This is a genomic window from Clostridium ljungdahlii (genome assembly GCF_001636845.1).
GTDB lineage: Bacteria > Bacillota > Clostridia > Clostridiales > Clostridiaceae > Clostridium_B > Clostridium_B ljungdahlii_A.
The window spans coordinates 126929-151020 of sequence record NZ_LITT01000023.1 but is presented as its reverse complement, the minus strand read 5'-3'; the positions used below and the strand labels follow the sequence as shown (position 1 = coordinate 151020).

General features: G+C 29.7%; 23 protein-coding genes, 1 pseudogene and 1 riboswitch. Of the genes and pseudogenes, 12 read left to right on the top strand and 12 right to left on the bottom strand.

The genetic code is table 11. The annotated features are described in order from the left end of the window. Positions 1-11: 11 nt before the first annotated feature. The 5 genes and pseudogenes from WY13_RS10460 to WY13_RS10440 form a co-directional block, all read right to left on the bottom strand. Positions 12-1511, bottom strand: coding sequence for a bifunctional ADP-dependent NAD(P)H-hydrate dehydratase/NAD(P)H-hydrate epimerase (locus WY13_RS10460; protein WP_063555605.1), 1500 nt, complete (start codon positions 1509-1511; stop codon positions 12-14). Further along, positions 1483-1887 (bottom strand): holo-ACP synthase, encoded by a 405-nt coding sequence (gene acpS, locus WY13_RS10455; RefSeq protein WP_063555604.1) that lies wholly within the window; start codon positions 1885-1887, stop codon positions 1483-1485. Before acpS ends, WY13_RS10460 begins: the two co-directional genes overlap by 29 nt. 140 nt (positions 1888-2027) lie before the next feature. Then, entirely contained in the window at positions 2028-2378 is a 351-nt protein-coding gene (locus WY13_RS10450; protein WP_063555603.1) for a DUF6514 family protein, read from the bottom strand. Positions 2379-2614: 236 nt separating this feature from the next. After that, positions 2615-3304, bottom strand: coding sequence for a spore cortex-lytic enzyme (gene sleB, locus WY13_RS10445; protein ID WP_063555602.1), 690 nt, complete (start codon positions 3302-3304; stop codon positions 2615-2617). Between the two features lie 120 nt (positions 3305-3424). Continuing rightward, positions 3425-4686 (bottom strand): annotated as a pseudogene (locus WY13_RS10440) (magnesium transporter). A gap of 239 nt (positions 4687-4925) precedes the next feature. Next, positions 4926-5091, bottom strand: a riboswitch (M-box (ykoK) riboswitch). Between the two features lie 288 nt (positions 5092-5379). Here WY13_RS10440 and WY13_RS10435 point away from each other — a divergent pair. Then, complete coding sequence (locus WY13_RS10435) at positions 5380-7224, top strand: YgiQ family radical SAM protein (RefSeq protein ID WP_063555601.1); 1845 nt, start codon at positions 5380-5382, stop codon at positions 7222-7224. Positions 7225-7732: 508 nt separating this feature from the next. Here the strand turns inward: WY13_RS10435 and WY13_RS10430 are convergent. The 4 genes from WY13_RS10430 to WY13_RS10415 all read right to left on the bottom strand — a co-directional run bounded on the left by WY13_RS10430 (position 7733) and on the right by WY13_RS10415 (position 10758). Then, complete coding sequence (locus WY13_RS10430) at positions 7733-8428, bottom strand: hypothetical protein (RefSeq protein ID WP_063555600.1); 696 nt, start codon at positions 8426-8428, stop codon at positions 7733-7735. Positions 8429-8506: 78 nt separating this feature from the next. Further along, positions 8507-9403 carry a YegS/Rv2252/BmrU family lipid kinase gene (locus WY13_RS10425; RefSeq protein ID WP_063555599.1) on the bottom strand — a complete coding sequence of 299 codons (897 nt, stop codon included), beginning with the start codon at positions 9401-9403 and terminating at the stop codon, positions 8507-8509. 137 nt (positions 9404-9540) lie between these two features. Continuing rightward, positions 9541-9969 carry a CBS domain-containing protein gene (locus tag WY13_RS10420; RefSeq protein ID WP_063555598.1) on the bottom strand — a complete coding sequence of 143 codons (429 nt, stop codon included), beginning with the start codon at positions 9967-9969 and terminating at the stop codon, positions 9541-9543. A gap of 120 nt (positions 9970-10089) precedes the next feature. Beyond that, positions 10090-10758 carry a TVP38/TMEM64 family protein gene (locus WY13_RS10415; protein WP_063555597.1) on the bottom strand — a complete coding sequence of 223 codons (669 nt, stop codon included), beginning with the start codon at positions 10756-10758 and terminating at the stop codon, positions 10090-10092. 380 nt (positions 10759-11138) lie between these two features. Between WY13_RS10415 and pssA the strand changes: the two genes are divergently transcribed. Continuing rightward, the gene (gene pssA, locus WY13_RS10410) at positions 11139-11660 is read left to right on the top strand and encodes a CDP-diacylglycerol--serine O-phosphatidyltransferase (RefSeq protein WP_156499018.1); all 522 of its coding nucleotides are present in this window, start codon (positions 11139-11141) and stop codon (positions 11658-11660) included. A 53-nt stretch (positions 11661-11713) separates the two neighbouring features. Here the strand turns inward: pssA and WY13_RS10405 are convergent, their stop codons facing one another. Further along, a complete protein-coding gene (locus tag WY13_RS10405; protein ID WP_063555596.1) occupies positions 11714-12082 on the bottom strand; it encodes a hypothetical protein in 369 nt (122 codons plus the stop codon). Positions 12083-12515: 433 nt separating this feature from the next. On the opposite strand from WY13_RS10405, the gene WY13_RS10400 reads away from it, so the two are divergent. The 4 genes from WY13_RS10400 to WY13_RS10385 all read left to right on the top strand — a co-directional run bounded on the left by WY13_RS10400 (position 12516) and on the right by WY13_RS10385 (position 16842). Further along, positions 12516-14024 carry a PAS domain S-box protein gene (locus tag WY13_RS10400; RefSeq protein WP_082848464.1) on the top strand — a complete coding sequence of 503 codons (1509 nt, stop codon included), beginning with the start codon at positions 12516-12518 and terminating at the stop codon, positions 14022-14024. 15 nt (positions 14025-14039) lie between these two features. After that, a complete protein-coding gene (locus WY13_RS10395; RefSeq protein ID WP_013236972.1) occupies positions 14040-14423 on the top strand; it encodes an ATP-binding protein in 384 nt (127 codons plus the stop codon). 134 nt (positions 14424-14557) lie between these two features. After that, complete coding sequence (locus tag WY13_RS10390; RefSeq protein ID WP_063555595.1) at positions 14558-16546, top strand: methyl-accepting chemotaxis protein; 1989 nt, start codon at positions 14558-14560, stop codon at positions 16544-16546. Between the two features lie 11 nt (positions 16547-16557). Then, the gene (locus tag WY13_RS10385; RefSeq protein WP_063555594.1) at positions 16558-16842 is read left to right on the top strand and encodes an STAS domain-containing protein; all 285 of its coding nucleotides are present in this window, start codon (positions 16558-16560) and stop codon (positions 16840-16842) included. 88 nt (positions 16843-16930) lie between these two features. Here WY13_RS10385 and larB read toward each other — a convergent pair whose 3' ends face one another. Both larB and WY13_RS10375 read right to left on the bottom strand, forming a co-directional pair. After that, complete coding sequence (gene larB / locus WY13_RS10380) at positions 16931-17677, bottom strand: nickel pincer cofactor biosynthesis protein LarB (protein ID WP_063555593.1); 747 nt, start codon at positions 17675-17677, stop codon at positions 16931-16933. A 43-nt stretch (positions 17678-17720) separates the two neighbouring features. After that, complete coding sequence (locus WY13_RS10375; protein ID WP_063555592.1) at positions 17721-19436, bottom strand: nucleoside kinase; 1716 nt, start codon at positions 19434-19436, stop codon at positions 17721-17723. Between the two features lie 173 nt (positions 19437-19609). Here WY13_RS10375 and WY13_RS10370 point away from each other — a divergent pair, with 173 nt between their 5' ends. The 6 genes from WY13_RS10370 (at position 19610) to WY13_RS10345 (ending at position 24065) form a co-directional block, all read left to right on the top strand. Beyond that, positions 19610-20305 carry a DUF421 domain-containing protein gene (locus tag WY13_RS10370; RefSeq protein WP_023162573.1) on the top strand — a complete coding sequence of 232 codons (696 nt, stop codon included), beginning with the start codon at positions 19610-19612 and terminating at the stop codon, positions 20303-20305. After that, positions 20302-20682 (top strand): DUF4363 family protein, encoded by a 381-nt coding sequence (locus WY13_RS10365; RefSeq protein ID WP_063555591.1) that lies wholly within the window; start codon positions 20302-20304, stop codon positions 20680-20682. The genes WY13_RS10370 and WY13_RS10365 overlap by 4 nt, the downstream gene beginning before the upstream one ends. A gap of 339 nt (positions 20683-21021) precedes the next feature. Beyond that, a complete protein-coding gene (fba, locus tag WY13_RS10360; RefSeq protein ID WP_063555590.1) occupies positions 21022-21954 on the top strand; it encodes a class II fructose-1,6-bisphosphate aldolase in 933 nt (310 codons plus the stop codon). 128 nt (positions 21955-22082) lie between these two features. Then, positions 22083-22613, top strand: a complete 531-nt coding sequence (locus WY13_RS10355) for a class IV adenylate cyclase (protein ID WP_063555589.1) — start codon at positions 22083-22085, stop codon at positions 22611-22613. A gap of 8 nt (positions 22614-22621) precedes the next feature. Continuing rightward, positions 22622-23500, top strand: a complete 879-nt coding sequence (locus tag WY13_RS10350; protein WP_063555588.1) for a DUF5685 family protein — start codon at positions 22622-22624, stop codon at positions 23498-23500. Then, positions 23484-24065: a J domain-containing protein gene (locus WY13_RS10345; protein ID WP_063555587.1), complete on the top strand. Its 582-nt coding sequence runs from the start codon at positions 23484-23486 to the stop codon at positions 24063-24065. Before WY13_RS10350 ends, WY13_RS10345 begins: the two co-directional genes overlap by 17 nt. Positions 24066-24092: the final 27 nt, after the last annotated feature.

The window sequence follows — 24092 nt, the reverse complement described above, 5'->3', positions numbered from 1 at the left end:
TGAAAATAAGATTATTTTGTTAATTTTTTTATTGAAAAAGGCAATTGATGCAAAACATGACTGGCATTTACAGAATACATATCTTTCGATAATTCTTCTCCCACATATCCATGTATAAATGCAGCAATAGAAGCTGCTTCAAAAGGACCTTGTTTTTGTGCAGAAAAAGAAGCTATGATTCCCGTTAGACAATCTCCCATGCCACCTGAAGCCATAGCTGAATTTCCTGTAGAATTTATGGCAACTGAGTTTCCATCTGTAATAACCGTGTTATATCCTTTTAAAAGTACAATTACATTATACTCCTTCGCAAAGTCTTTGGCTACTTTAATTCTATTTTCGCTTATATATTCAATTCCTAAACCGGTAATTTTAGACATCTCTCCCAAATGAGGTGTTAAAATTATATCACATTTTTTCTCTCTTAAAATGTGAAGATTTCCACTTAAAACATTGATCCCATCTGCATCTATTACTACCGTTTTTCTGAAAGTAGTAATAACTTTCTTCACCAAGTTTAAAGTACTATCATTAACCCCCATACCTGGTCCTATGGCAATAGCATCGCTTTTTTCTATAGTCTTTTCTAATTTTAGATTTTCTTCCAAATCTATAGTCATACCTTCAACAAGTTTTTCACTAAGTATAGGTTGTATATCTTTATAACATCCTAAAGTGACAAGTCCTGCGCCACTTCTTACTGCTCCCTGAGTACATATATAAGCTGCTCCTGTAAATCCTCTAGATCCAGCTATAACAAGTACCCTTCCATAATCTCCTTTATGACTAAACTTATCTCTAACTTTTAGTTTTCCTTTTATAAAATTTTGATCCACTATAAATTCAGATCCAGAAAATTTTTCAACAGCTAAATTTGGAATTCCTATGTTCTCTACTATCACTTCACCTGTAAATTTATCACTTCCATATTTTAAAAACCCTATTTTATATAGCTGAAAAGTAATAGTTTTATTAGCTCTCACGCAATTACCCATAACATTTCCAGTATCACCATTAAGCCCTGAGGGAATATCTATAGAAATAACATAGCTGCTATACTCATTAATAAGGGTTATTACCGAATCTTGTATTCCCAGTATATTTCTAGAAATTCCTGTTCCAAACAAAGCATCTATAGTAACATCACTTTCCTTTATACACTCTTTAAGTTGTACAAGACTTTCTTCTGAATCCACTACATTCAAATTAATCTTTAAATTTTTTAAAATATTGTAATTTATGCTGCAATCTTCACTCATTCCGCTTTCTTTTCCAACTAAAAATACATGAACCTTTTTGTTTAAATTATAAAGATGTCTTGCTACTGCAAAGCCATCTCCACCATTATTTCCCTTTGTACAAATTACACAAAAAGAATCACATTTTTTTAAATCTATATTTTTCACTACCTTTAGTGCTGCATTTTCCATAAGTACAATCCCTGGTATTTTTAATTCATTTATACTATACCCATCTACATCCCTAGCTGTTTTTACAGTCGCTATCTTCAACTCCATCTACCTCCATTACGGCATAAGCTATAGCATTATCCATTCCATGAGATATACTGAGATGAATCTTGTAATTCCCACATTTATTAGCTATTAACTTTGCCTTTCCCTTTAATACTACAATTGGTTTACCCAAAGCAGTTCTATCTACTTCTATATCTCTAAAATCAAAACCACTAAATCCAGTTCCTAGTGCCTTTACTATTGCTTCTTTAGCAGCAAACCTTCCTGCTATAAATTCAGGTCTTAAATTTTTATTTTTAAGATATTCTACTTCATTTTTGCTAAAAATTCTATCTATAAAATTTGAATGTTTACTAACAGCCTGTTCTATTCTCCTGATTTCAACTATATCAACCCCAACCCCAAATATCAAAATATAACACCTCCAATTTTAATACCTTTAATTATATACCTATTATACCTATATTATATTAATTTTTTAATATAATATAGGTATAATAGGTATATAATTTTTTATATAAAAAAAGAGGATTTCTCCCCTCTTCTATAAAATTAATATGCTGCATAATTTTTTTGGTTGTCAAAGTCCATAATGTAGTCATCTACATAATCACCTATTACATCAACCAAGTGAATAGGTGAAACTTTATTGTCATATAGTAATTTCAGTAAATTATGTACTTTATACCTTTCAGGACTTATATTTTGAATACTATTTCTTTGCACATTTATCAATTTTCCATCTAATATGTCCTGTCTCTCAACTTCAATTCCATAAGCCTGCACCTCTTCAACATCCTTATGGGAATATGAAATAGCTATTTTCCCTTTAAGTAATCTATAAAAGTATACATACTTAATTTGTTCTACTTTCTCATTACTAATAAAATTCTCTATTATCATAAATTCTTTCCCCCCATAACATAGCTCATTATTGTCTTAAAAATATATTAGCACACACAGGGAAAAAAATGTGTCACTTCCTGATTAGCTTTTCTTAGAAATTATCCCTTATATATGACAATAAAAATCTATTGCTCACTTATCTTAAAAGCATATATATTTTTATCCTATTTACTAACAATTTTTATTAAATGATTCTGTCGAAAGCTCATTTATTTTGACTATCTATTTTTAAACTATCTGCAAAATCTATGTTTACCTATAATTTTAATAAGAGGTCTCGACCATATCCATGAGCTTGTTGCTGTAGAGGGATTAAAATAGTATATTGCTCCTCCTGAAGGATCCCATCCATTTAAAGCATCTCTTGCTGCGTTTATAGAGCTCTGTTTCATATTTGCATGTATTTGTCCATCCACCACAGCAGTAAAAGCTCCTGGCTGATATATAACTCCTGCTACAGTAGATGGGAACCTAGGATCCCTAGTTCTATTTAGTATTACAGCTCCTACTGCTACCTGTCCTTCATAAGGTTCTCCCCTAGCCTCTCCATTTATCAATCTAGCTATTAATGTTACATTTTGGCTATTTCCACCAGTATTGTTTCCGGTATTTATTGCAAGGGCTGCTAAAGTTGCATCTCCAACTATACCATCAGATTTTAGTCCATTTTTTGATTGAAAATATTTTACTGCAGTATAAGTTTGATACCCGTATACTCCATCTACGCTGCCATTGTAATACCCCCAACTTCTGAGTTTTTGCTGTATTTGTATTACCATATTTCCTCTTGAGCCATAGTAGTATGTCACAGCTTTTACTGCATTATTATAGGGGAGCAAGAATAGAGAAGTTGATGCATATGTAACCACTATAGCAAGTATTAATACTAATTCTCTTTTAAATCTCATAATTTTCTTACCCATATGACCATCTCCTTTTTAAGGTTCGTTCTCCTAAATGTAGTCTGTACACAAACGAAGTAAAAAATACATAAAAAAAATTCTATCAATTCCACTTATTCAAAGTGAAATTGATAGAATTTCTTACCCTACTTTTCTTAACCTTTTTCTCCAATTTGGTATTAATATGTCTTCTACTAAGTCATTCATTATAACTATGCCACACAGCTTTTCTTCATCATCTATTACAGGTAATGAAATAAGATTATATTTTGAACACATCTCTATGGCCTCATCTATATTTTCATTATGATTTATACTTACTACATCCTTGATCATTATCGCCTTTAATGTATCTTCAAGATCTGACAATATCAAGTCTTTCAGGGACACCACACCTTCAAGCTGCTTTTGATCATTGATAATATATATATAGTGTGATACCTCATCTTCCGGATTAATTTCTTTTAAAAACTCAATAGTATCTTTAACGGTTATATTTATATTAAAACAGATAAAATCCTTATTCATTATACTTCCTACAGTTTCTTCCTTATATTCCATAAGTGATCTTACTTCATCCGCATCATTTTTTTCATATTTATAAGTATTTTTTCTGCAGTATCTTTATCTACTTCATCTAAAATGTCTGCTATTTCATCATTAGGCATATTGTATAATACTTCGTCCCTTTTAGACTGACTCAAATTTTCCAGAATATCTAGCTGTACTTCTGGATCTATTTCCTCTAATGTATCCGCTGCTAGATCCTCATCTAAACTTTCAAAAACTTTTTTTCTGTAGTTTACATCCATATCTTCTAATATATCTGCTAAATCAGCAGGATGAAGCTTAGATAATTTTTTATATGGTACGGAAAGTTTTAAATTGTTATTTACCATTTCTAGTGATTCTACATTATCCCAAATTATAAGGCTATCTTCAGGTTTTTTGTTAAATAAATCATAAAACTTTTTTATGATTTTTTCTATACCAAGCCTTCTTCCTAAAGCAAGAACTCCTGTATCTACTGCTACAACCCGATACTCTCCTGCCATTTCTGCAATTCTGAGGTCATTAACTCTTACAAGTTTTTTCCCATTTATATCCACTATCTGTCTATCTAAAAGATGTTTTGATAAAAGATAGGAATAACTTTGAAGTATTATTTCCCTTATGCCTTCTCCTTTAATTATAACCTTGTCGTTATCGTCATAAAAGTTTATGTTCCTACACTCACAATTAAGTATTTCTTTGCCCTTTTTTATCTTATATCCTATGGCTCTTGGCATTCCATGATCAGAAGATACATAAACGTCCCAAAGTTTCCCTACATATTCGTTAAATTCATTATAAACCTTTTTATAAAGAACTTTACTCAACAAGAAACTAGATAACTTTTTCATAAATATTCCTCCTTATATGCAGAGAAATATTTATAGAATCTACATCAACGTTTTAAAAGTTATCAATAGCATTGCCATCACCAATTAGATCTAATACTTCCCTGCATTCCTTCTATTAAATTTTCTTCTAAGATGCACCGACCTCCATAAGGTCCGTTTTCCATTTAACACACCACCTAAATTAAAAAATTTAAACATATGCAAACAACTAAAAAAAGCCCATAGGGCTCTTAAACTAAAACTTTTTAAATCGTACGAGTTTTAGCACTATATAGCTTTAGATTTTCATCCAGCTGCATTAAGTAAAACCTTACTACGGTAATACCTGTTCACCCATTGGCATCTCTCGATGTTTCGGGGCAGCAGCATATGTCTATATAGGAGCCTCACCTAACATAATTAAACATAAACATTTACTTTCATATTATAATTATATTACAAATTCACTATAATGCAACTAGTAAATATTAAATTTATTTATATTTACCTGTTACAATACTTTAATTTCATTTTGCTCATTTTAATGTAAAATATCATAATTTATCTTTGCATATTTATATTATTTAGTGTGTGTCCTATTCTTCTTATCACCATTCAAAATCTACATATTCCTAAATATTTATCTCATAATATAATATGTTATACTAAAAATAAGTGAAACTAAATCTGAAATATAAGAACGGAGAATGTAAATTGAATTTAAATACTACTTTTTTACCTATATGTAAAAATGACATGAACGCAAGAAATATAAACCAGTTAGATTTTGTCCTTATAACAGGAGATGCTTACGTAGATCATCCTTCTTTCGGCTCAGCTATAATATCAAGAGTTTTGGAAAAAGAAGGCTTTAAAGTAGGAATAATAGCTCAGCCTAACTGGAAAAATGCAAATGATTTTATGAAACTTGGAAAACCTAAATTGGCTTTTTTAATAAACTCTGGAAATATAGATTCCATGGTTAATCACTACACCGCGTCAAAGAAAAAAAGACATGATGATCTTTACTCCCCAGGAGGTAAATCTGGTTACAGACCCGACAGGGCTGTAATAGTATACTGCAACAGGGCAAGAGAAGCCTATAAGGATGTTCCAATAGTGATTGGTGGAATAGAAGCCAGCTTAAGGAGATTTGCACATTATGATTACTGGAGCGATAACGTAAGAAGAAGTATACTTTTAGATTCAAAAGCAGATCTACTCATATATGGTATGGGAGAAAAAACCATAGTACAAGTGGCAAACCTATTAAAATACGGAATGGATATCCATAAAATTACAGATGTAAGAGGTACAGTGTACCCTTGTAAAAATAAATCGCTCATAAAGGATTATGTGGAAGTACCTTCTTTTGAAAAAGTAACACAAGAAAAAAACGCTTATGCCGAAAGCTATAAACTAGAATATTACGAACAAGACGCATTAAGGGGAAAAACCTTAATACAAAAACATGGAGATCATTATATTGTTCAAAACCCACCACAATTTCCATTAACAGAAGAGGAAATGGATATAGTATATGATTTACCCTACATGAGAACATACCACCCTATATACGAAAAATTTGGTGGAATACCTGCTATAAAAGAAGTAAGTTTCTCCATTACAAGTCATAGGGGTTGTTATGGAGGCTGCTCTTTTTGCGCTCTTACTTTTCACCAAGGTAGAACTATCCAAAATAGGAGCCAAAAGTCTATAATTGATGAGGCCAAATTATTAACTACTTTAGATGACTTTAAAGGATACATACATGATGTAGGAGGTCCTACTGCAAATTTTAGGCATAAGGCGTGCAAAATACAAGAAAAAGTGGGGGTGTGTAAAAATAGACAATGTCTCTTCCCTTCTCCCTGCAAAAACTTAATTATAGATCATAGTGAATACTTAAATCTATTGAGAAAAATAAGAAAAATCCCTGGTATAAAAAAGGTATTTATACGTTCAGGAATAAGATATGACTATCTAATAAATGATAAAAATACGGATTTTTTTGAAGACTTATGTAAATATCACATAAGTGGACAATTAAAAGTAGCTCCAGAACATATAAGTGGCAGGGTTCTAAATCAAATGGGAAAACCTAAGATGGACGTATACAATAAATTTGTAAAAAAATATTTTGAAATAAACAAAAAAATAAATAAAAAACAATATCTAGTTCCTTACCTCATGTCCAGTCACCCAGGAAGTGACTTAAATGCAGCTATAGAACTAGCTGAGTATATAAAAAGCATGGGATATACTCCTGAACAAGTCCAGGACTTTTATCCTACACCTGGTAGTTTATCTACAACTATGTACTATACAGGCATTAATCCTTTAAGTGGTGAGAAAGTATATGTACCTAAATCACAAAAAGAGAAAAATGAGCAAAGAGCACTTTTACAATTTTCTGTTCCGAAAAATTACAATTTAGTAAAAGAGGCTTTAATCAAATGTGGTCGTGAAGATCTAATTGGATCTGGTCCTCACTGCTTAATACCGAAAAATCCTCCAAAAAGGCGTCATCGTAAAATCAGTCATAAGAGTTCTAAGTAAGAAATTTCATAGAATTTTTCGATTAGAAGTCAAACTTATACCAAACTATATAATAACAAATTTCACCACGTAAAAAACTTTTACTAAGTCTAAAGCTCGGTATTTTGAAAATCTAAGAACCTTAGCTAAACTCATACCTCAAACATATCTAAGCTTCTAAGATTTTCTAAAATACCTCGCTAAGACTTATGGAAAAGTTTTTTAATGTGCCTTCAATTTTGTTATTATATGTTATGTATAAGATGAAACTTCTATTAGAATAATTACATATAAAATTTCTAGCTTAAAAAATAACTTATGCGCAGAAACATTTTTACAATAATGAAGCACTTTTAAATATTTTGCATATAAGTCTTAGTAAAAAATTTCTAAAAAAATCTTAGAACTTTCGAATTGTTTGAGGTACGAGTTTTCAAAAGTTCTTAGATTTTTAGGATTTTTTGCTTAGACTTATCAAAATATTTAACGTACTGAATGTTGTAAAAATGTTCGGAGCATAAGTTATTTTTTATCTAGATACTTTACTAGGAGCTTTATAATTAAGTCTGTCAGCTGTTTTTTTCACTTTATTCAAAGCATATATAAAAACAACAATCCAACTTACATCTCCAAGTATATTTTCTGCTAAAACTCTAATACCCATAAGCCACGCTATGAGCTCTGATATAGTTATGCAAGCTGCCAACAATACCATGTATATACCAAGTTTATTGGCATTATTTTTATTAACAAATCCCAAAACAAAAAATATTACTAAAGTATTAAATACCAAATACCCCCAGTATATATATTGATTTGATAAAGCAAGAGTATATCCTAAAATAAACTTGTACTCCTCTAAGTTTTGCAGTACAGCCTCACACTTATACATCATCATAGCATATGCAGCACAAAGTACTGCAGTTATTATAAATATGTAATAAAATTTAACATTATCTTTTCTTACAAAAATATAAAGCACTGTAAAAACTATAATTGGAACTGATAGTAAATTCAAGAAAAAAGGCACTTTCAGCAAATATAAATATTTCATACTGCTTGAAAAGTACATAATAAAAATAGAAATGTACCTTAACAACATAGCCCCTATAATAATAAACGCTATAACTTTTATTTTATCTGATAAAAATCTAATTAAAATAGCTCCTCTAAAGAGCATTATAAACATGATAAGTAATAAAAAAACATAAACGTAGAATGCCATATATTCTCCTTCTTTATTAATAGTATTCTAATTATATTTATTAATATTGCTTATCTTATATTACTGTTTTAAATAAATTTATAATTTTATCTCATCTTTTAATCCTAAAACTTCCATTCCGCCTTTAATACACTCTATAACAAGTGGAAAATCCGGTCCCCTTTCACCATCTATATCAGTGACTATATCTTCATCACAATACACTTCTATTTTATTTGATTTAAAGTATATAAGTCCAGAAGTATCTTCCAAGTGATCTCCTTTTAACATTTTTATAAATAGTGATATAATGTCCTTTATCATTCCTGCTTTTATTATAATTACATCTAAAAGTCCATCTTGAATTTCAGCTTTATATGCAAACTTAAAATTTCCTGCCATCTGTCCATTAAATATGAGCATAAGGTACATGTCCCCATCAAAAATTGCATTTTCAGACTTGACTTTCACCTTAATTTTTCTTAAATTTGGAAGTTGTTCTAATCCTTTAACATAATAAGCTAACTTTCCCATAGTATTTTTCAAATTTACATCTGTTTTTTGAGATACATCCGTAAACAGTCCCGTACTAGCAACATTTATGAAATATTTGTCGTTTACCTTTCCTAAATCTAATTTTTTAGGAACACTATTTAATATCTGTTGACATGCCTTTTTAATGTTTTGCGACATTCCTATAAATTTAGCAAAATCATTGGCAGTTCCTACTGGAAGTATAGCTATAGGCATATCTATATTTAACTTTTTCATACAGTTTACAACATTGTCTACTGTTCCATCCCCTCCAGCTATCAGTATGTATTTGTAAGTTTCATCTATATCTTCAAATGCCTTTTTTATGTCAAATTCAAAACTTATTCTAAAAGGAACTATTTCATAACCATATTTTTGATGTATCATAATAACTTTATCTATATTTGATATTATTGTATTTTCTCCTGAATATGGATTATAAATAAATTTCACTTTATTCATGTTAAACTCCTCTAATTATATAAATTACAAACCTAGATTCTTTATTTAAATATGTCACCTGATATTATATCACCTAAAGTAATAAATCCACAAGATTACTTGTAAATCTTGTGGATTTATTTACAAATTATTAAATTCTAAAATGCTGAGTAGTTATTTTCCGATATACTACTCAAGGCATCTCCTGCCTGAGTATTTGACTTAGGATTTACTGCTAGATCTCCTAAAGATACCATTCCAACTACATTTTTATTTTCAACAATAGGTAACCTTCTTATTTGCTTATCACTCATTATTCTAGATGCATCTTCTAAATTCATATCAGGTGATCCGGTTACAGGATTTGCCGACATAATATCTCTTACAAATTTGGATTCAGTGCCTCCACTCTGAGATGCTGATCTTATAGCTATATCCCTATCTGTGACAATTCCTATAACTTTCCCATTTTTACAAACTGGAACAGCTCCTACATTATTTTGCTGCATAATTTGTGCTGCTTTTTCCACAGTATCGTCATCATTTAAACTTATTACAGATTTAGTCATTATATCTTTAACTTTCATTTCAAACACCCCTTTAGGCATCTTCAAAGAAATAACTAGTTAGTATGCTAGCCTATTTTCTTTCAAATACCTTAGATTTAATTTCATATTTATTATGTCCTAATCTAAAGATTATGTTACTTATAAATTATTGGTATCTTTAGACTTTTTTTTATGCATATATATAGAAATACATGCTATAATAAATAAAACTATTATGGGCAATATAAATTTAAATGAAAACGGCTTTGTCAAATTTCCTCCTATTAAGGAATAAGTCACCATTTCAGGTAAAATTCCTACTAAAGTGCCAAAAATAAAATCTCTATATTTAATTTTTGTAAGTCCTGCAGCATAACTAAGTGGATCATAGGGGAATACAAAACTTAATCTCATTGCAGTCATAATCCTAAATCCATACTTTTCTATATTGTCATTTAATGTTAAAGCTTTCCCTTTAAGAATTTTATTTACAAAAGATCGTCCTAAAAATCTAGATAAAAAGAAAGCTAGTGTAGCTGATCCAAAGCAGCCAATCATACTGAGGAAAAGAGCCATATATAAATTAAATATGCTCCCTGCAATTATTGACATAAGAGATGCGGGCAATATAAGCACTACAGGCCTTATAGTATAAATTAAAATAAAAATAATATCTGAAAATTTCCCATAACTCTGTATATAACTTCTAATACTATCCATACTTATCTTATACAAACTTCCTTTATATTTGTATAGAATAAATACAATAGTAAAAATCAAAAAAGATACTATCAAACACTTAAAAATACTTTCTTTACTATTTCTCATAAATTCACAACTATCCTTTTTTTTAATTTTAAAAGACAAATTAAATTACTAAATATATAATAAAATAAAGAGTAAATTCTGTATATAGTTTTTAGCATTATAACTTATATATGTAATATTTACATATTTTTGATGAATATTCAATAGAAAATATATGACCTATTTATTACATTAAACGCTTTTCCAAAATGATTTTAGTTGTGAATTGAAATTTCTTGTATGTTTTTAACAGAAAATTTACAAGTTTGTCATAGAAAAGACACAGACTATGTACTTAACTATTTTCATAAAATGAGGTATAATTAACTTATGCAATTATATACTTTTTAGTAAATTAGGGGAGTATAATTTAATTTTGTTATTTTTAAGGAGTGGTCACAGTGGCTAAAATAGCTAGAAGTTCAGTGCCTAATGCGTTTACATTTGCTAATCTTAGTTGTGGTGTAATGTCTCTAATGATGTCCTTTCAGGAAAATTATTTATGGGCCAGTATATTTATATTACTTGCATGTTTAGCTGATAGATATGATGGAAGAGTTGCTAGATTTTTAAAAGTATCCAGTGAATTAGGTAAACAGCTAGATTCGCTTGCAGATTTAGTTTCTTTTGGAGTTGCCCCATCAGTTCTTACATTTAATATCTATAATTTTTCTACTTTTGGACTATTAGGTTATATGTTAGTATTGTTATTACCAATATGCGGAGCATATAGACTGGCAAGATTTAATATTACTGATTTTGATGGACAATTTTTTGGTATTCCAATAACTTTTGCAGGTATGTTTATGGCTTTATATTGTCTGATTACATTTAGACATCCTGTTCCTGCAGAATTTACTATTTTACTTGTAATAATACTTTCTTACCTTATGATTTGTAAATATAGGTTTAAGAAGTTCTAATTTTAGTAAATAACTACATTTTATAAAGGAGATTAAGTAAAAATATATTTTACTTAATCTCCTTTTGTATCATCGTCTTCATCCATATCATCTAAATCATTTAGAAACAATTCTTCATCTATTTCTGTTTCCACATATTTAATTTGCATTTTTTCTTTTATAACTTCAGTAGTAAGTTTACAGTATTCTGAGTATACTTCAGTAGACTCCTTTAATGTATCTACAACTTTATCAATTGCATTTCCAAGCTTATACACTCTTTTTAAAGAATCTTTAACTTCACCTTTATGCACTCCTGATATAGAATTTAATTCTCCAGCTCCACCTATTAGCAGTCTGTAGGAATTAGTTAATTTAGATAATAGCTCTGCTAAATTATTTACATCACAATAATAATCTTCAATTATTTTTCTATGGGACAATATTTATCACCCTGCCTCAAATTTAAGATTTTCGCAACATGGTGAAGAAAAATCTCATTCATTTTGGTCTTTAACTATTAGTTATTGACTCAGCCTTCGCAGTTTAAAAATAATGGGATCTATATTAAATCCAACCTCCACTTAGGAAACCTATAGTATACTATATTATTATTTAATAAAATTAATGCACTAATTATAAAAATTTATAATTTTAGTTAAAACTAATTTTACTCTTACATATATCAATTTAACAATATTGAATTTATTGTAAACATATTCATTTAATTCTTATTAGTGAAATTAAATACAATATAGCTTTAAAAAAACATATACTTATTGTATCATTAGAGTATATCATTTATATTGGTAATATTCAGTACCATAATTTTGAAAAATCATTTTTATTATTTAGTGTGTACAGAGGTGGTATACTTTGAACTATAAATCAGGAGAAAGTGAACTTTATCACAAAGAAACACTTTACCCAGATAGTTTAAAACGCTTTGCTAAACGTAAGGCAAATAAAGAAAATTATAACTTATGGATATTAGAAGGAGTCTTAAAAGGTATTACTGATATTATAAAGGTGTTTGACTCCAATGGTAGGATTCTATTTTTTAATGAAGCTGGATGTAAGTTTTATAAAAAAACTAAAGATGAAGTTAAAGGTAAAAGGTGTTTTGAAATTTTAAATATGAAAGGGAACTGCAAAGACTGCGGTGTAAAAGAAGCCCTTAGAACCAAAAAACTAATAAAAATGGAAAAGTATTTTCCAGAGCATAACAAATTTATGGATTGTACTTATAACCCTGTCATGGACAATTTAGGAGAAGTAGCATTTATTGTAGAACAGCAAAAAGATATTACCAAGAAAAAAATATTGGCAAATACAATTAGAGAAAGTGAAGAAAGATATCGCAAAATTATTAATCTTTCACCAGAAGCAATCATTATAACAGTAGATAGTAAAATCGTACTGGCAAATCACAAAGCTTGTAATTTAGTTGGTACAGACTATGATAAAATCATTGGAGAAAATATTTATAAATATATATCAAAGGAATTTATAAAAACTGCTCACAGGCGGATGAAACAGATATTAGAAGGTAAAAAGTCTAAATCCATATCTGACTATAAAATTGTACGTTATGGTAATACTCTAATGGATGTAGAAATATCAGCAAGTTATTTAATGTATAAAGGCAGCCCTGCGATTCAAGCAATAATTAGAAATATTTCCGATATGAAAAGGAGACTAAATGAAGCCTCTAAACTTCAAAGAAAATACATCGAAGATGTATCTCCTATACCTGAAAAACTTCAATTAGAAAGTTTGTACATGCCTGCTAAGACAGTAAGTGGAGACTTTTTTAGGTTATACAAAGTAAATGAAGACTTAATTCTTGGAATAATTGGAGATGTTAGCGGCAAAGGAATTACAGCAGCTCTTAACGTACTAGCATTTTTTGTTTTATTTCGCGAAGCAATTTTAATAAGCTGTGATCCACTTGAAATAGTTAAGATTTTAAATAAAAAAATTGCTGACTATTTAAGTGATAACCACTGCATTGCTGCTTGCTGTTTTAGTTTAGATTTTAAGAAAAATGAAGCAAGAGTAGCAGGTGCTGGGATAAGCCAGTTTATGTTTCAAAAAAGCAACTGCAATCCACAAGAATTTATAGTTAAAGGTCCTTTTCTAGGTATGTTTCAAGATGCAGTATTTGATGAAGATGTGATTTTATTTAAAGAAGGTGATAGATTTTATTTTCCCACGGATGGGTTGGACTTCATATTTGATGATAATGAAATTAGAAAAAGTTATCTTAAATCACACACATTAACTGAATTTATAACTTACTTGAAAGCTAAATTAAATAACATAATCAATGAAACCGGAGCATTAAAAGATGACAGTACAGTAATCGCTTTGGAAATAAAATGATTTTGGAGGATAGATATGAAAAGTAATGAATTTATTTTATATGGTTTGTCCAAGCACAAACAGATTATCGATAAAATCACTGCTGAGTTAAATGCTTCAAAGTACAATTTTGATATTAAGCTAATACTTACAGAAGCTTTAACCAATGCCTTTAAGCATGGTAACAATATGAGCATGGACAAACCTATTTATTTAAAATATGTATATGATGATTCAAATGTTCAATTTGAAATTAAGGATTGCGGTACTGGATTTAAAGATACAATAATTAACAAACAATTAGATAATGAAAATATACTAGAAGATGAAGGAAGAGGATTATTTCTCATTAAAAATCTTTCAGATCATATTGAATTAAAACAAAATACTCTAATTATAGAAAAATCCTTGGCTAGCTAGGAAATAACAATAATATTCATTATTATAACTATTTTAAAAACTTACTCAAGTACAAAATTTATTTATCTCCCATTTTTATAGAAGATGGGAGTTTTAGCGATTAAACAAGAATATGAAAGTTTGGAGGCATTTTAATGAAAAAAAGTTTAAAAAATAAATTAGGTTTAATGTTCTTTATATTTATAACTGTTCCTCTTATTATTTTAGGAAGTTTCTCTTATATTAGGACTTCTAGTTTATTGCAAAATACAATTAAAAACCAATTGGAAAGTACTTCAAGTCAAACAGTGCAGTCTATAAATGAAAAAATAGATTCGGTAGACGAGTATATTAAAATTTTAAGTTCTGATGAGCGTATGGCAAAAATCGCCTCAGGCGATACCACTTACAATAATGAAGTCTATAATTATCTACAAAAAATACAAAAAGAAAACAATAGTACAATAGAAAGTTTAGTTATCGCAAATACGTCAGCTAAAGGAATTGTTAGTAACTCAAGTGAAAATTATAACGTTGACTATAGTGACAGAGACTACGTGAAAGACGCCTTAGAAGGCTCTAAAAACACTAATAAAAAAACTGTTTTAATATCAAAAGTTACAGGTAAACCTGTAATAGGAATTGCACATCCTTTAAAAATTGATAATAAAATTGTAGGCACATTAATCGGAATAATACCTTTTAAAGGAGTATCTAACGTCAAATTGGGTAACTTTGGATATGCATATATGATTAATAAAGATGGGCTTATTATCTCCCATCCTAAAACAGACAAAGTATTTAAAGAAAATCTTTTAAATAGCACTAATAACCAATTAAAATCTTTAATAAATGAAGCTAAATCAAGTGGAACTTCTGAAGGATACTATAGCTATAACGGATCACGTAAGTTTGGGAAATTTGTTTCCACTAATAATTGGATTATAGCAGTAGAAGCTGACTATGACACATATATGTCTCCTGCTTCAAGTATTAGAAATTTTACAATTATAATAGCTATATTATCTTTACTTATTACAATATTTTTAGCCTATAGATTTTCTATAAGAGATATAATAAATCCAATTAAACAATTGGAAAGTTTAATGACCAAGGCTGGTGAGGGTAATTTAACTGTAAGGTCTAAAATAAGTACAGAAGACGAATTGCAGACATTAGGTGAATACTTTAATAAAATGATTGAACATCAGCATAATACAATACGTAATGTCAGAGATGCATCAGAAAATTTGGCTGCTTCTTCAGAAGAACTAGCCTCTTCTAATGAGGAAATAAGTTCTACAACAGAACAAATGACCGGCACTATAGAAAAAGTTGCAAAGGATGCTGAAACTCAGAATAGCTCTATTGTAGAAGTATCAGAAGTTTTGGTTCAACTATCAAGCTTGGTTCAAATATCTCAAAATAGGGCACTCACAGCTAAAAAGAATTCCAAACATACCATGGACACTGCAGAAGAAGGAAGAAATAAAATCGAAAATACAGTTGATGCTATTGAAAATATCCGTAAATCATCAACGGCAACAGAAACTACTTTAAAAGTTCTGCAGGAACTTTCCAAAAAAGTAAGTGGAATCATTGATACCATAAACAGTATTTCATCTCAAACTAACTTACTAGCACTAAACGCAGCTATTGAAGCAGCAAGAGCCGGAGAACATGGGAAAGGCTTTACCGTGGTGGCAGAAGAAGTTCGTAAGCTTTCAGAAGAAACTAACACTGGAGCAAATGAAATATCTTCATTAGTAAGCGAAATGGTAAATGAAATAAGCAAAGCTGTAAAAAACATGAATTCAAGCAAAGATGCCGTTGAATCTGGTGTAGTAATAGCAAAAGATGCCGATAAATCTTTTGTAAGTATCATAGACGCCGTAAATCAAATATCAAGCAGTGTAAATGAAATAGTGGATGTTACAAAAGATGAAGTTGCTACTTCTGATAAAATAGTAAATCTTATTAATACAGTTGCTACTATTACTGAAAACACTGCAGCTAGCAGTGAAGAAGTTGCCGCATCTGCTGAAGAACAAAACTCAGCAATTGAAAATGTGGCAGCTAGTGCTGAGGAATCTAGTGCATTAGCCGTATCCTTAAACAATCTTGTGGAAAAATTTACAATTTGAGGTGATTTAAAATGAAGGATCTAAATATCGAAATACCAGAAAACTTTGCTGTTGACGAAGCAGATGATCTTAGACAAAAACTTAATTCTCTAATAGATAAAGGTGAAAAAAATTTTTCATTGGATTTTAGCAAGTGTACCTTTATTGATAGTACTGGACTTGGAGTTTTAGTCTCAATTTATAAAAAGTGTAAGAACATGAACGGAAGCTTTAAACTTTATTCAGTTAGAAATGCAGATGTTATGAAAATTTTTAATATGACACGATTAGATAAGGTATTTGAAATAAATAATTAACTAAAAAGGGCCTGTTACATAGACTAGTTTCTTAGTGCAACAGGCCCTTTTTAACTTATATCCACAAAATATAATAAGCAAACTTTTACTAAAGCTTGTTTATAATACTAGCAATATATCCTGCTCCAAATCCATTATCAATATTTACTACACTTACTCCGCTAGCACAACTATTAAGCATTGAAAGAAGAGCAGCTACTCCTCCAAAACTTGCTCCATATCCCACACTTGTAGGTACTGCAATAACAGGTTTGTCAACAAGGCCTCCTATGACACTAGCAAGTGCACCTTCCATACCTGCAACTACTATAATTACTTTAGCTTTTCTTATAATATCTAATTTACTAAACATTCTGTGTATTCCCGCTACGCCTACATCAAAAATCTTTTCTACTCTATTTCCAAAAATATTAGCAGTTTCAAAAGCCTCTTCTGCTACAGGTATATCTGATGTTCCTGCTGTAACTATAGCTATATATGATTCTGTCTTCTCTTTAGAGTTTTTTACTATAGTTATAGTTCTCCCTGATTCATTATACTTTGCATAAGGGCAAATTTCTTTTACAGCTTTATACATTTCTTTACTAGCTCTAGTTCCCAATATATTATTATCCTTGGTAAGCATAAACTCAACAATTCCCTTTACCTGATCTACAGTCTTACCTTCACAATATATTACTTCAGGGTAACCAACTCGTATCTCCCTATGGTTGTCTACCATAGCATATCCTAAATCTTTAAACGGAAGATCCTTCAGTTTTTCAATTCCCTCTTCAACTCCTATTTTGTTGTCTTTAACATCTTTTAACAAATTTCTAAGTTCTAATTCATCCATTTTTCCACCTCATAAAGTAAAGTTATTTATGCCATAATAATTATCAACTATAGAAACAACTTCCCCCTATAAATTCTCTTAAAATGGAATTATCAGGAACAAACTTAACATTCACTGATTTAAAGAAGTGGAGGAAGCTTTTAAGCCTCAATGCTTCATAATATACAGAACTGGAGTTATCTATATCATCCAATTCTTTAAGTGCATAATCCTTTAACACGCATAGCTCGTACACTAATGTAGAATTGAACATAACATCTGCATTTTCCTGAAATACAAATATATTTTTTTCTTCTCCATTTTTTATAGAAGGCCACATCTTTAGAGTATCTTCCGCACTATAACCTCTAAAAAGAGAATCTCTAACTATTCTCCTTATAATTCTCACATCAGTAGTAGCTATTCTATTGTGATTATCCAAGTTTAATTGAGTAAGAGCACTTATATATATTTTAAACTTATTTTCTTTTGAAATAGCAGAAGTAAGAAGTTCGTTCAATCCATGTATTCCTTCAATTACAATTACACCTTTTTCCGGCAATCTCAACTTATTGCCAACCCATTTTCTACATCCTGTTTTAAAATCAAATGTAGGCACTTCAATTTCTTCTCCCCTCATAAGTGCTTCCAGATCATCATTAAAAAGTTTTAAATCAAGGGCATATATAGATTCAAAATCATAATTTCCATTTTCATCTTTGGGAGTATGATCCCTATCTACAAAGTAATCATCCAGTGAAATTGGAACTGGTATTATTCCATTGACTCTTAACTGTATTGAAAGTCTTTTTGAAAAAGTAGTTTTTCCAGAAGAACTTGGTCCTGCAATCAACACAACTTTTACATTTTTTCTTTCGCTTATCATATCAGATATATAGGCAATCTTCTTTTCATGAAGTGCTTCCGCTACTCTTATCATGTATGCAATCTCTTTGTTTTCAACCTTATGATTTAGAGATCCTACATCTCCTACTTCAAGTATATTTCCCCATTTTTCAGTTTCATAAAATATCTTACTTAATTTTTTATATTCTACAAATTTAGGCAAATTATAAGGATCAGATTCCACAGGATGCCTTAATATAAATCCTGGCTCATAATACATTAAATCAAACACCTTCAATACTCCCGTAGAAAATGCCATGGAGCCATAAAAATAGTCGTATCTACCATCTAATTCATATAATTTTACTTCATCTGTATTTACATAATTTAAAAGTCTTACTTTGTCTTCCATACCATAGTTTCTAAAAATTTCTATTGCATGTTCTTTAGTCATCCCTATTTTTTTTATAGGTATATCCTGTTTTATTATCTCTTCCATTTTCTTTTTTATCTTCTTTATATCCTCTTCACAAAGGGGAGTATCTTTATGAATTTCCCCAAATATACCTTTACTTAAAGAATGCTCTATAGTAACTTTTGCCCCCTTAAATAAATCATATACAGATTTAATAAGAACAAATTGAAGTGTTCTTGCATAGGTTTTATTTCCTAACTTGTCCCTTATATCTACTACCTTAAAAGTCCCAGATTTCTCTAATGAATTAGTAAGTTCAAAATATTCTTCATTAACTTTTGCAAGTACCACAGGTATATCCTGTACAGGATAATTGTCCTTAAATATTTTATACAAACTGGTTCCCTTTTTAACCAATATATCTTTCTGACCAACTTTAAGATTTAATACATCTTTTCTGTCTTTCTCTTGTATTTCACAAATATCTTTGTATATCAATTTAGTACTTACCTTCCCCATATAATTCATCCCCTTTGACTTAAATATTCTACTAAATTAAGTGCTACTATCATTATACTTCATATTTATTCTAAAATGTTCTCGTTTTTACTTATATTTTTTTGTATTAATGTAAATATATAAATAGATATATATTTTCAATATATAATTTGCGACTTGAAGGGTGGTATTTTATGTTTATAGTACTTTTTAGAACTATTATCTTATATTTACTAGTTGTAATATCCATGAGGCTTATGGGGAAAAAACAGATAGGTGAAATGGAACCTTTTGAATTAGCTGTAGCAATAATGATATCCGAATTGGCTTCTCTTCCAATGCAAGATACTAGAATTTCTATAATTCACGGTATAATTCCAATAATAACTCTCTTGACTTTACAAACTCTTTTAGCACTGCTCCAACTTAAGAGTGAAAAAATAAGATTGTTTTTTAGTGGAAAGCCAACCATATTAATTGATAAGGGAAAGCTGGACTTAAAAAAATTAAAGGATGAAAAGTTCAATATAAATGATTTAATGGAAGAATTGAGAATGCAGGGATATTATAACTTATCCGACGTAGAATATGCCATACTTGAAACCAGTGGCCAACTTTCTGTTATACCTAAAACCGAACTTACCCCTGTAACTAAAACAGATTTAAAAATAAAACCTTCTCAAGATGTACTACCCATAACACTCATAATGGATGGTAAAATAAACTTTAAAAACTTGATTATAGCAAAAAAAGATGAAGCCTGGCTCAAACAAATGATGAAGAAAAACAGCATAGTTTCCACAAAAAACATATTAATAGCTTTACTGGATTCAAAAGGGAAATTTTATTACCAACTAAAAGAAAAAAATACACAGGATGTGATTAAATGAAAAGTTCTATAACATCTTTTACCCTATTTATATTAATGATGTTATCTATACTATTTTCAATACAATATTTAAATATGATATGTAATAAATTAGAAAGCTCCAACATAAAAATAGAAAAATCTATTAGATCAAATTCTTGGGATGAAGCCCGTAAAAATTATGAGAATTTCATGATTCAGTGGGAAAAATATTCACCAAAGGTATCGATTTTTTCAAATCATAACGAAATAGACAATATAAATGGTGAGCTATGGAAATTAGCACAACATATAACATATAGAAATGGAGAAGAATCCCTAGCCTCTATAAATGTGATAAAAAATTTGCTGCATCATATACTGAAAATGGAGCAATTAAACATCCAAAATCTATTTTGAATGCAACTTTCTATTTAAATTCCATATATTCGATATTGTATTTATGGTAAAAACAATTTACTTCTGATATACTGTAATTGTACGTTTAGTACCTTTAGGATTAACTAGCGAATATTGTAAAAATGTTCAAAAAATAAGTTTGTCCCTGACTTTAAAAACTTTATATAGGGTTTATAATTTAAACTTATAGATTTATACATAAAAATAATTTATTTTTGTACAAATAAAATATAAGAATAAATTGAATTACTAGTAATCTATCCATATGTATAAATCTAGATTTCACTTAGGAATCCTATATTATAGCTATAAAATATTATATTGGAAGGTGGAATAACAATGGCATTAGTTACTACTAAAAATATGTTCAAAAAAGCTTATGAAGGAAAATATTCAATAGGCGCTTTTAATATTAATAATATGGAGATAATTCAAGGTGTAGTTAATGGAGCAAAAGCTAAAAACTCTGCTGTTATTTTGCAATGTTCAGCAGGTGCAATAAAGTATGCAGGTCCTAAATATTTAAAAGCTATGGTAGACGCTGCAATAGAAGAAACAGGTATTGATCTTGCCCTTCACTTAGATCATGGTCCTGATTTTGAAACTGTAAAGCTATGTGTAGAAAATGGCTTTACTTCAGTAATGTTTGATGGTTCTCACTTTGATTATGAAGAAAATGTATCAAAGACTCAAGAGGTTGTAAAATATGCTCATGACCACGGCGTAGTAGTAGAAGCAGAACTTGGTGTACTTGCAGGGGTAGAAGATGATGTATCTGCCGCAGAACATATATATACCGATCCAGATCAAGCAAAAGACTTTGTAAACAGAACTGGTATAGATTCCCTAGCTATAGCTATAGGTACTTCCCATGGTGCATTCAAATTTCCACCAAATTTCAAACCTAAATTAAGATTTGATATACTTGAAAAAGTTCAAGAAAAACTTCCAAACTTCCCTATAGTGCTTCACGGTGCTTCAGCCGTAGATCAAGAAGCAGTAGCAACTTGTAACAAATATGGGGGAAATTTAGCTGGTGCTAAAGGAATACCAATAGATATGCTTAGAAAAGCTTCTTCAATGGCTGTATGCAAAATAAACATGGATACTGACTTGAGATTATCTATGACTGCTGCTGTGAGAAAAACTTTTGGAGATAAACCAGAAGTTTTTGATCCAAGAAAATACTTAGGCGCAGGAAGAGATGCAATACAAAAAGTAGTGGAATACAAAATAGATAATGTTCTTGGTTCTGCAAATTCCTTAAAATAAAAAATAAGAGGCTTCCTTATTAGGTTTAAGGAGGCCTCTTATTAAATTTTTATTAATTTAACCTTTAGATATTAACTTTTATGGTATAATTCAAAATAACAATAGTTTTTTCATAGGGAGTGAATTCTTTGGAAGAATGTGAAACAAGAATAATAAAAATAGATCCTGATCATATAAGATTAAAACTAAAACAGATGAAATCTATAAAGGTTAAAATGGAAAATCAAACAAATTATATATACGACTTTAAAGATGGACGTCTTATAAAAAATAAAGGTTATGCTAGAATAAGAGTTGTAGAAGATCTCCTCCACAATTCAACCCATTTTTACATGACTACTAAAAAACTTTTAAGTCAGGGAAAATATAAAGTAATGGAAGAAAATGAAACTGAAATACTTGACGCAGAAGCAGGTAAAAAAATATTTAAATCACTTGGACTAAACTTACTTCAATCTATAAAAAAGTATCGGGAAAGTTACAAATATAAAAACAGCTTAATTGAAATAGATATAAATGATATATCCTTCTGTCCTTTTCCATATATAGAAATAGAAACTAAAAGTGATGGTGAATTAAATGAGCTGGTAGAGTTGCTTGGATATTCCATAAAAGATACTACATCCAAAACTATATATGAAATATTAAATGAAAAATAGGAGAATCTATGTTTGGTTATGTAACTCCATACAAAATGGAGCTTAAAATAAAAGATTATGAAAAATTTAAAGCTTATTATTGCGGATTATGTAGGTCTATAAAATATAACATTGGTAATGTTCCCAGGATCTCTCTAAATTATGACATGACTTTTCTTGCACTGCTTTTAGACTCTTTAGGAACTGGTGAACAAACTTACGTAAAAAAAAGATGTATCCTTCATCCCCTGCAAGAAAAAGTTTTTTTAAAGGACAATGATTCTCTGAAATATGCAGCTTTTTGCAATATATACCTAAGTTATTTCAAACTTTTAGATGACACAGTCGACGACCATTCTTTGAAAAGCAAGATATTTTCGATTTGTCTCAAAACATACTTTAACAAAACAGATGAAAATTATAAAAAAGTTTTTATACATATAAAGGAAAATTTGAGCAGCCTTTATGAACTTGAAAAGGAAACTAATAATAAATCCATAGATATGATATCTCATCCTTTTGCACACCTTACTGGATTTATATTAAGTTCTTTTAAGTATGAAAAAATTAAAGAGGAACTGTACTTTCTTGGATATAACCTTGGCAAATGGATATATATTATAGATGCTTTAGATGATTTACATAGTGATATGTCAAAGGGTAAGTTTAATGTTATAAATAAATGCTTTAACGTGGAAAATCTAAGCTATGAAAAATTTTTTAAAGAAATAGAAACTAGAATTGATTTCATTTTAGGTACTTGTGCTGCACAGTGCATGAATATTTTCGAAAAACTTCCTATAAAAAAGAATGAAGAATTACTACACAATATATTACAATATGGACTTTTAGATAAGATGGATAAAGTTTTTAAAAGGGGTGTTTACAAAGATGAAAAATCCATATGAAGTACTTGAAATAAATGAAAATGCTTCAAAAGATGAAATAAAAAAGGCTTATAGAACCTTAGCTAAGAAATATCATCCTGATCAGTATGGTAACAATCCACTTAAGGATTTAGCCGAGGATAAAATGAGAGACATAAATGAAGCCTATGATTATTTGATGAAAAATGAAGGGACAAATACATATAATAATGGAAGCAGTAATACCTATACTGGCAGCAATTCTAGCGCATATCAGTCTATAGAAAATGATATTTATAATGGAAATTTAAGCAGTGCAGAATCAAAACTCATGGGAATAAATACAAGAGACGCAGAATGGCACTACCTCATGGGGATTTTAAATACTAGAAAGGGCTGGTATGACCAGGCTAGCACTAATTTAAGCACCGCCTGCAGCCTTGATCCAAATAATTTTAAATATCAAGAGGCATTAAACAAGTTAAGAGGCATGAATAATTCCTATAGACAGCCTTATTATGACAACAGGAGAAGAGACCCTGACATATGTAACATCTGTGCTACATTATATTGTTTGGATTGCTTCTGTGGAGGTGGAAATTGCTAAAACTATCAATCTAAAAAAGAGGTGGGT

What these genes read in the sequence shown, in the direction of transcription:
- WY13_RS10365 (WP_063555591.1), top strand. Translation starts at nt 20,302, where the DNA reads ATGAAAAGTTCTATAACATCTTTTACCCTATTTATATTAATGATGTTA.
- WY13_RS10345 (WP_063555587.1), top strand. Translation starts at nt 23,484, where the DNA reads ATGAAAAATCCATATGAAGTACTTGAAATAAATGAAAATGCTTCAAAA.
- WY13_RS10430 (WP_063555600.1), bottom strand. Translation starts at nt 8,428, where the DNA reads ATGGCATTCTACGTTTATGTTTTTTTATTACTTATCATGTTTATAATG.
- fba (WP_063555590.1), top strand. Translation starts at nt 21,022, where the DNA reads ATGGCATTAGTTACTACTAAAAATATGTTCAAAAAAGCTTATGAAGGA.
- WY13_RS10395 (WP_013236972.1), top strand. Translation starts at nt 14,040, where the DNA reads ATGAAAAGTAATGAATTTATTTTATATGGTTTGTCCAAGCACAAACAG.
- WY13_RS10375 (WP_063555592.1), bottom strand. Translation starts at nt 19,436, where the DNA reads ATGGGGAAGGTAAGTACTAAATTGATATACAAAGATATTTGTGAAATA.
- WY13_RS10450 (WP_063555603.1), bottom strand. Translation starts at nt 2,378, where the DNA reads ATGATAATAGAGAATTTTATTAGTAATGAGAAAGTAGAACAAATTAAG.
- WY13_RS10370 (WP_023162573.1), top strand. Translation starts at nt 19,610, where the DNA reads ATGTTTATAGTACTTTTTAGAACTATTATCTTATATTTACTAGTTGTA.
- WY13_RS10415 (WP_063555597.1), bottom strand. Translation starts at nt 10,758, where the DNA reads ATGAGAAATAGTAAAGAAAGTATTTTTAAGTGTTTGATAGTATCTTTT.
- WY13_RS10420 (WP_063555598.1), bottom strand. Translation starts at nt 9,969, where the DNA reads ATGAAAGTTAAAGATATAATGACTAAATCTGTAATAAGTTTAAATGAT.
- larB (WP_063555593.1), bottom strand. Translation starts at nt 17,677, where the DNA reads ATGGATGAATTAGAACTTAGAAATTTGTTAAAAGATGTTAAAGACAAC.
- sleB (WP_063555602.1), bottom strand. Translation starts at nt 3,304, where the DNA reads ATGGGTAAGAAAATTATGAGATTTAAAAGAGAATTAGTATTAATACTT.
- WY13_RS10390 (WP_063555595.1), top strand. Translation starts at nt 14,558, where the DNA reads ATGAAAAAAAGTTTAAAAAATAAATTAGGTTTAATGTTCTTTATATTT.
- WY13_RS10425 (WP_063555599.1), bottom strand. Translation starts at nt 9,403, where the DNA reads ATGAATAAAGTGAAATTTATTTATAATCCATATTCAGGAGAAAATACA.
- WY13_RS10350 (WP_063555588.1), top strand. Translation starts at nt 22,622, where the DNA reads ATGTTTGGTTATGTAACTCCATACAAAATGGAGCTTAAAATAAAAGAT.
- WY13_RS10385 (WP_063555594.1), top strand. Translation starts at nt 16,558, where the DNA reads ATGAAGGATCTAAATATCGAAATACCAGAAAACTTTGCTGTTGACGAA.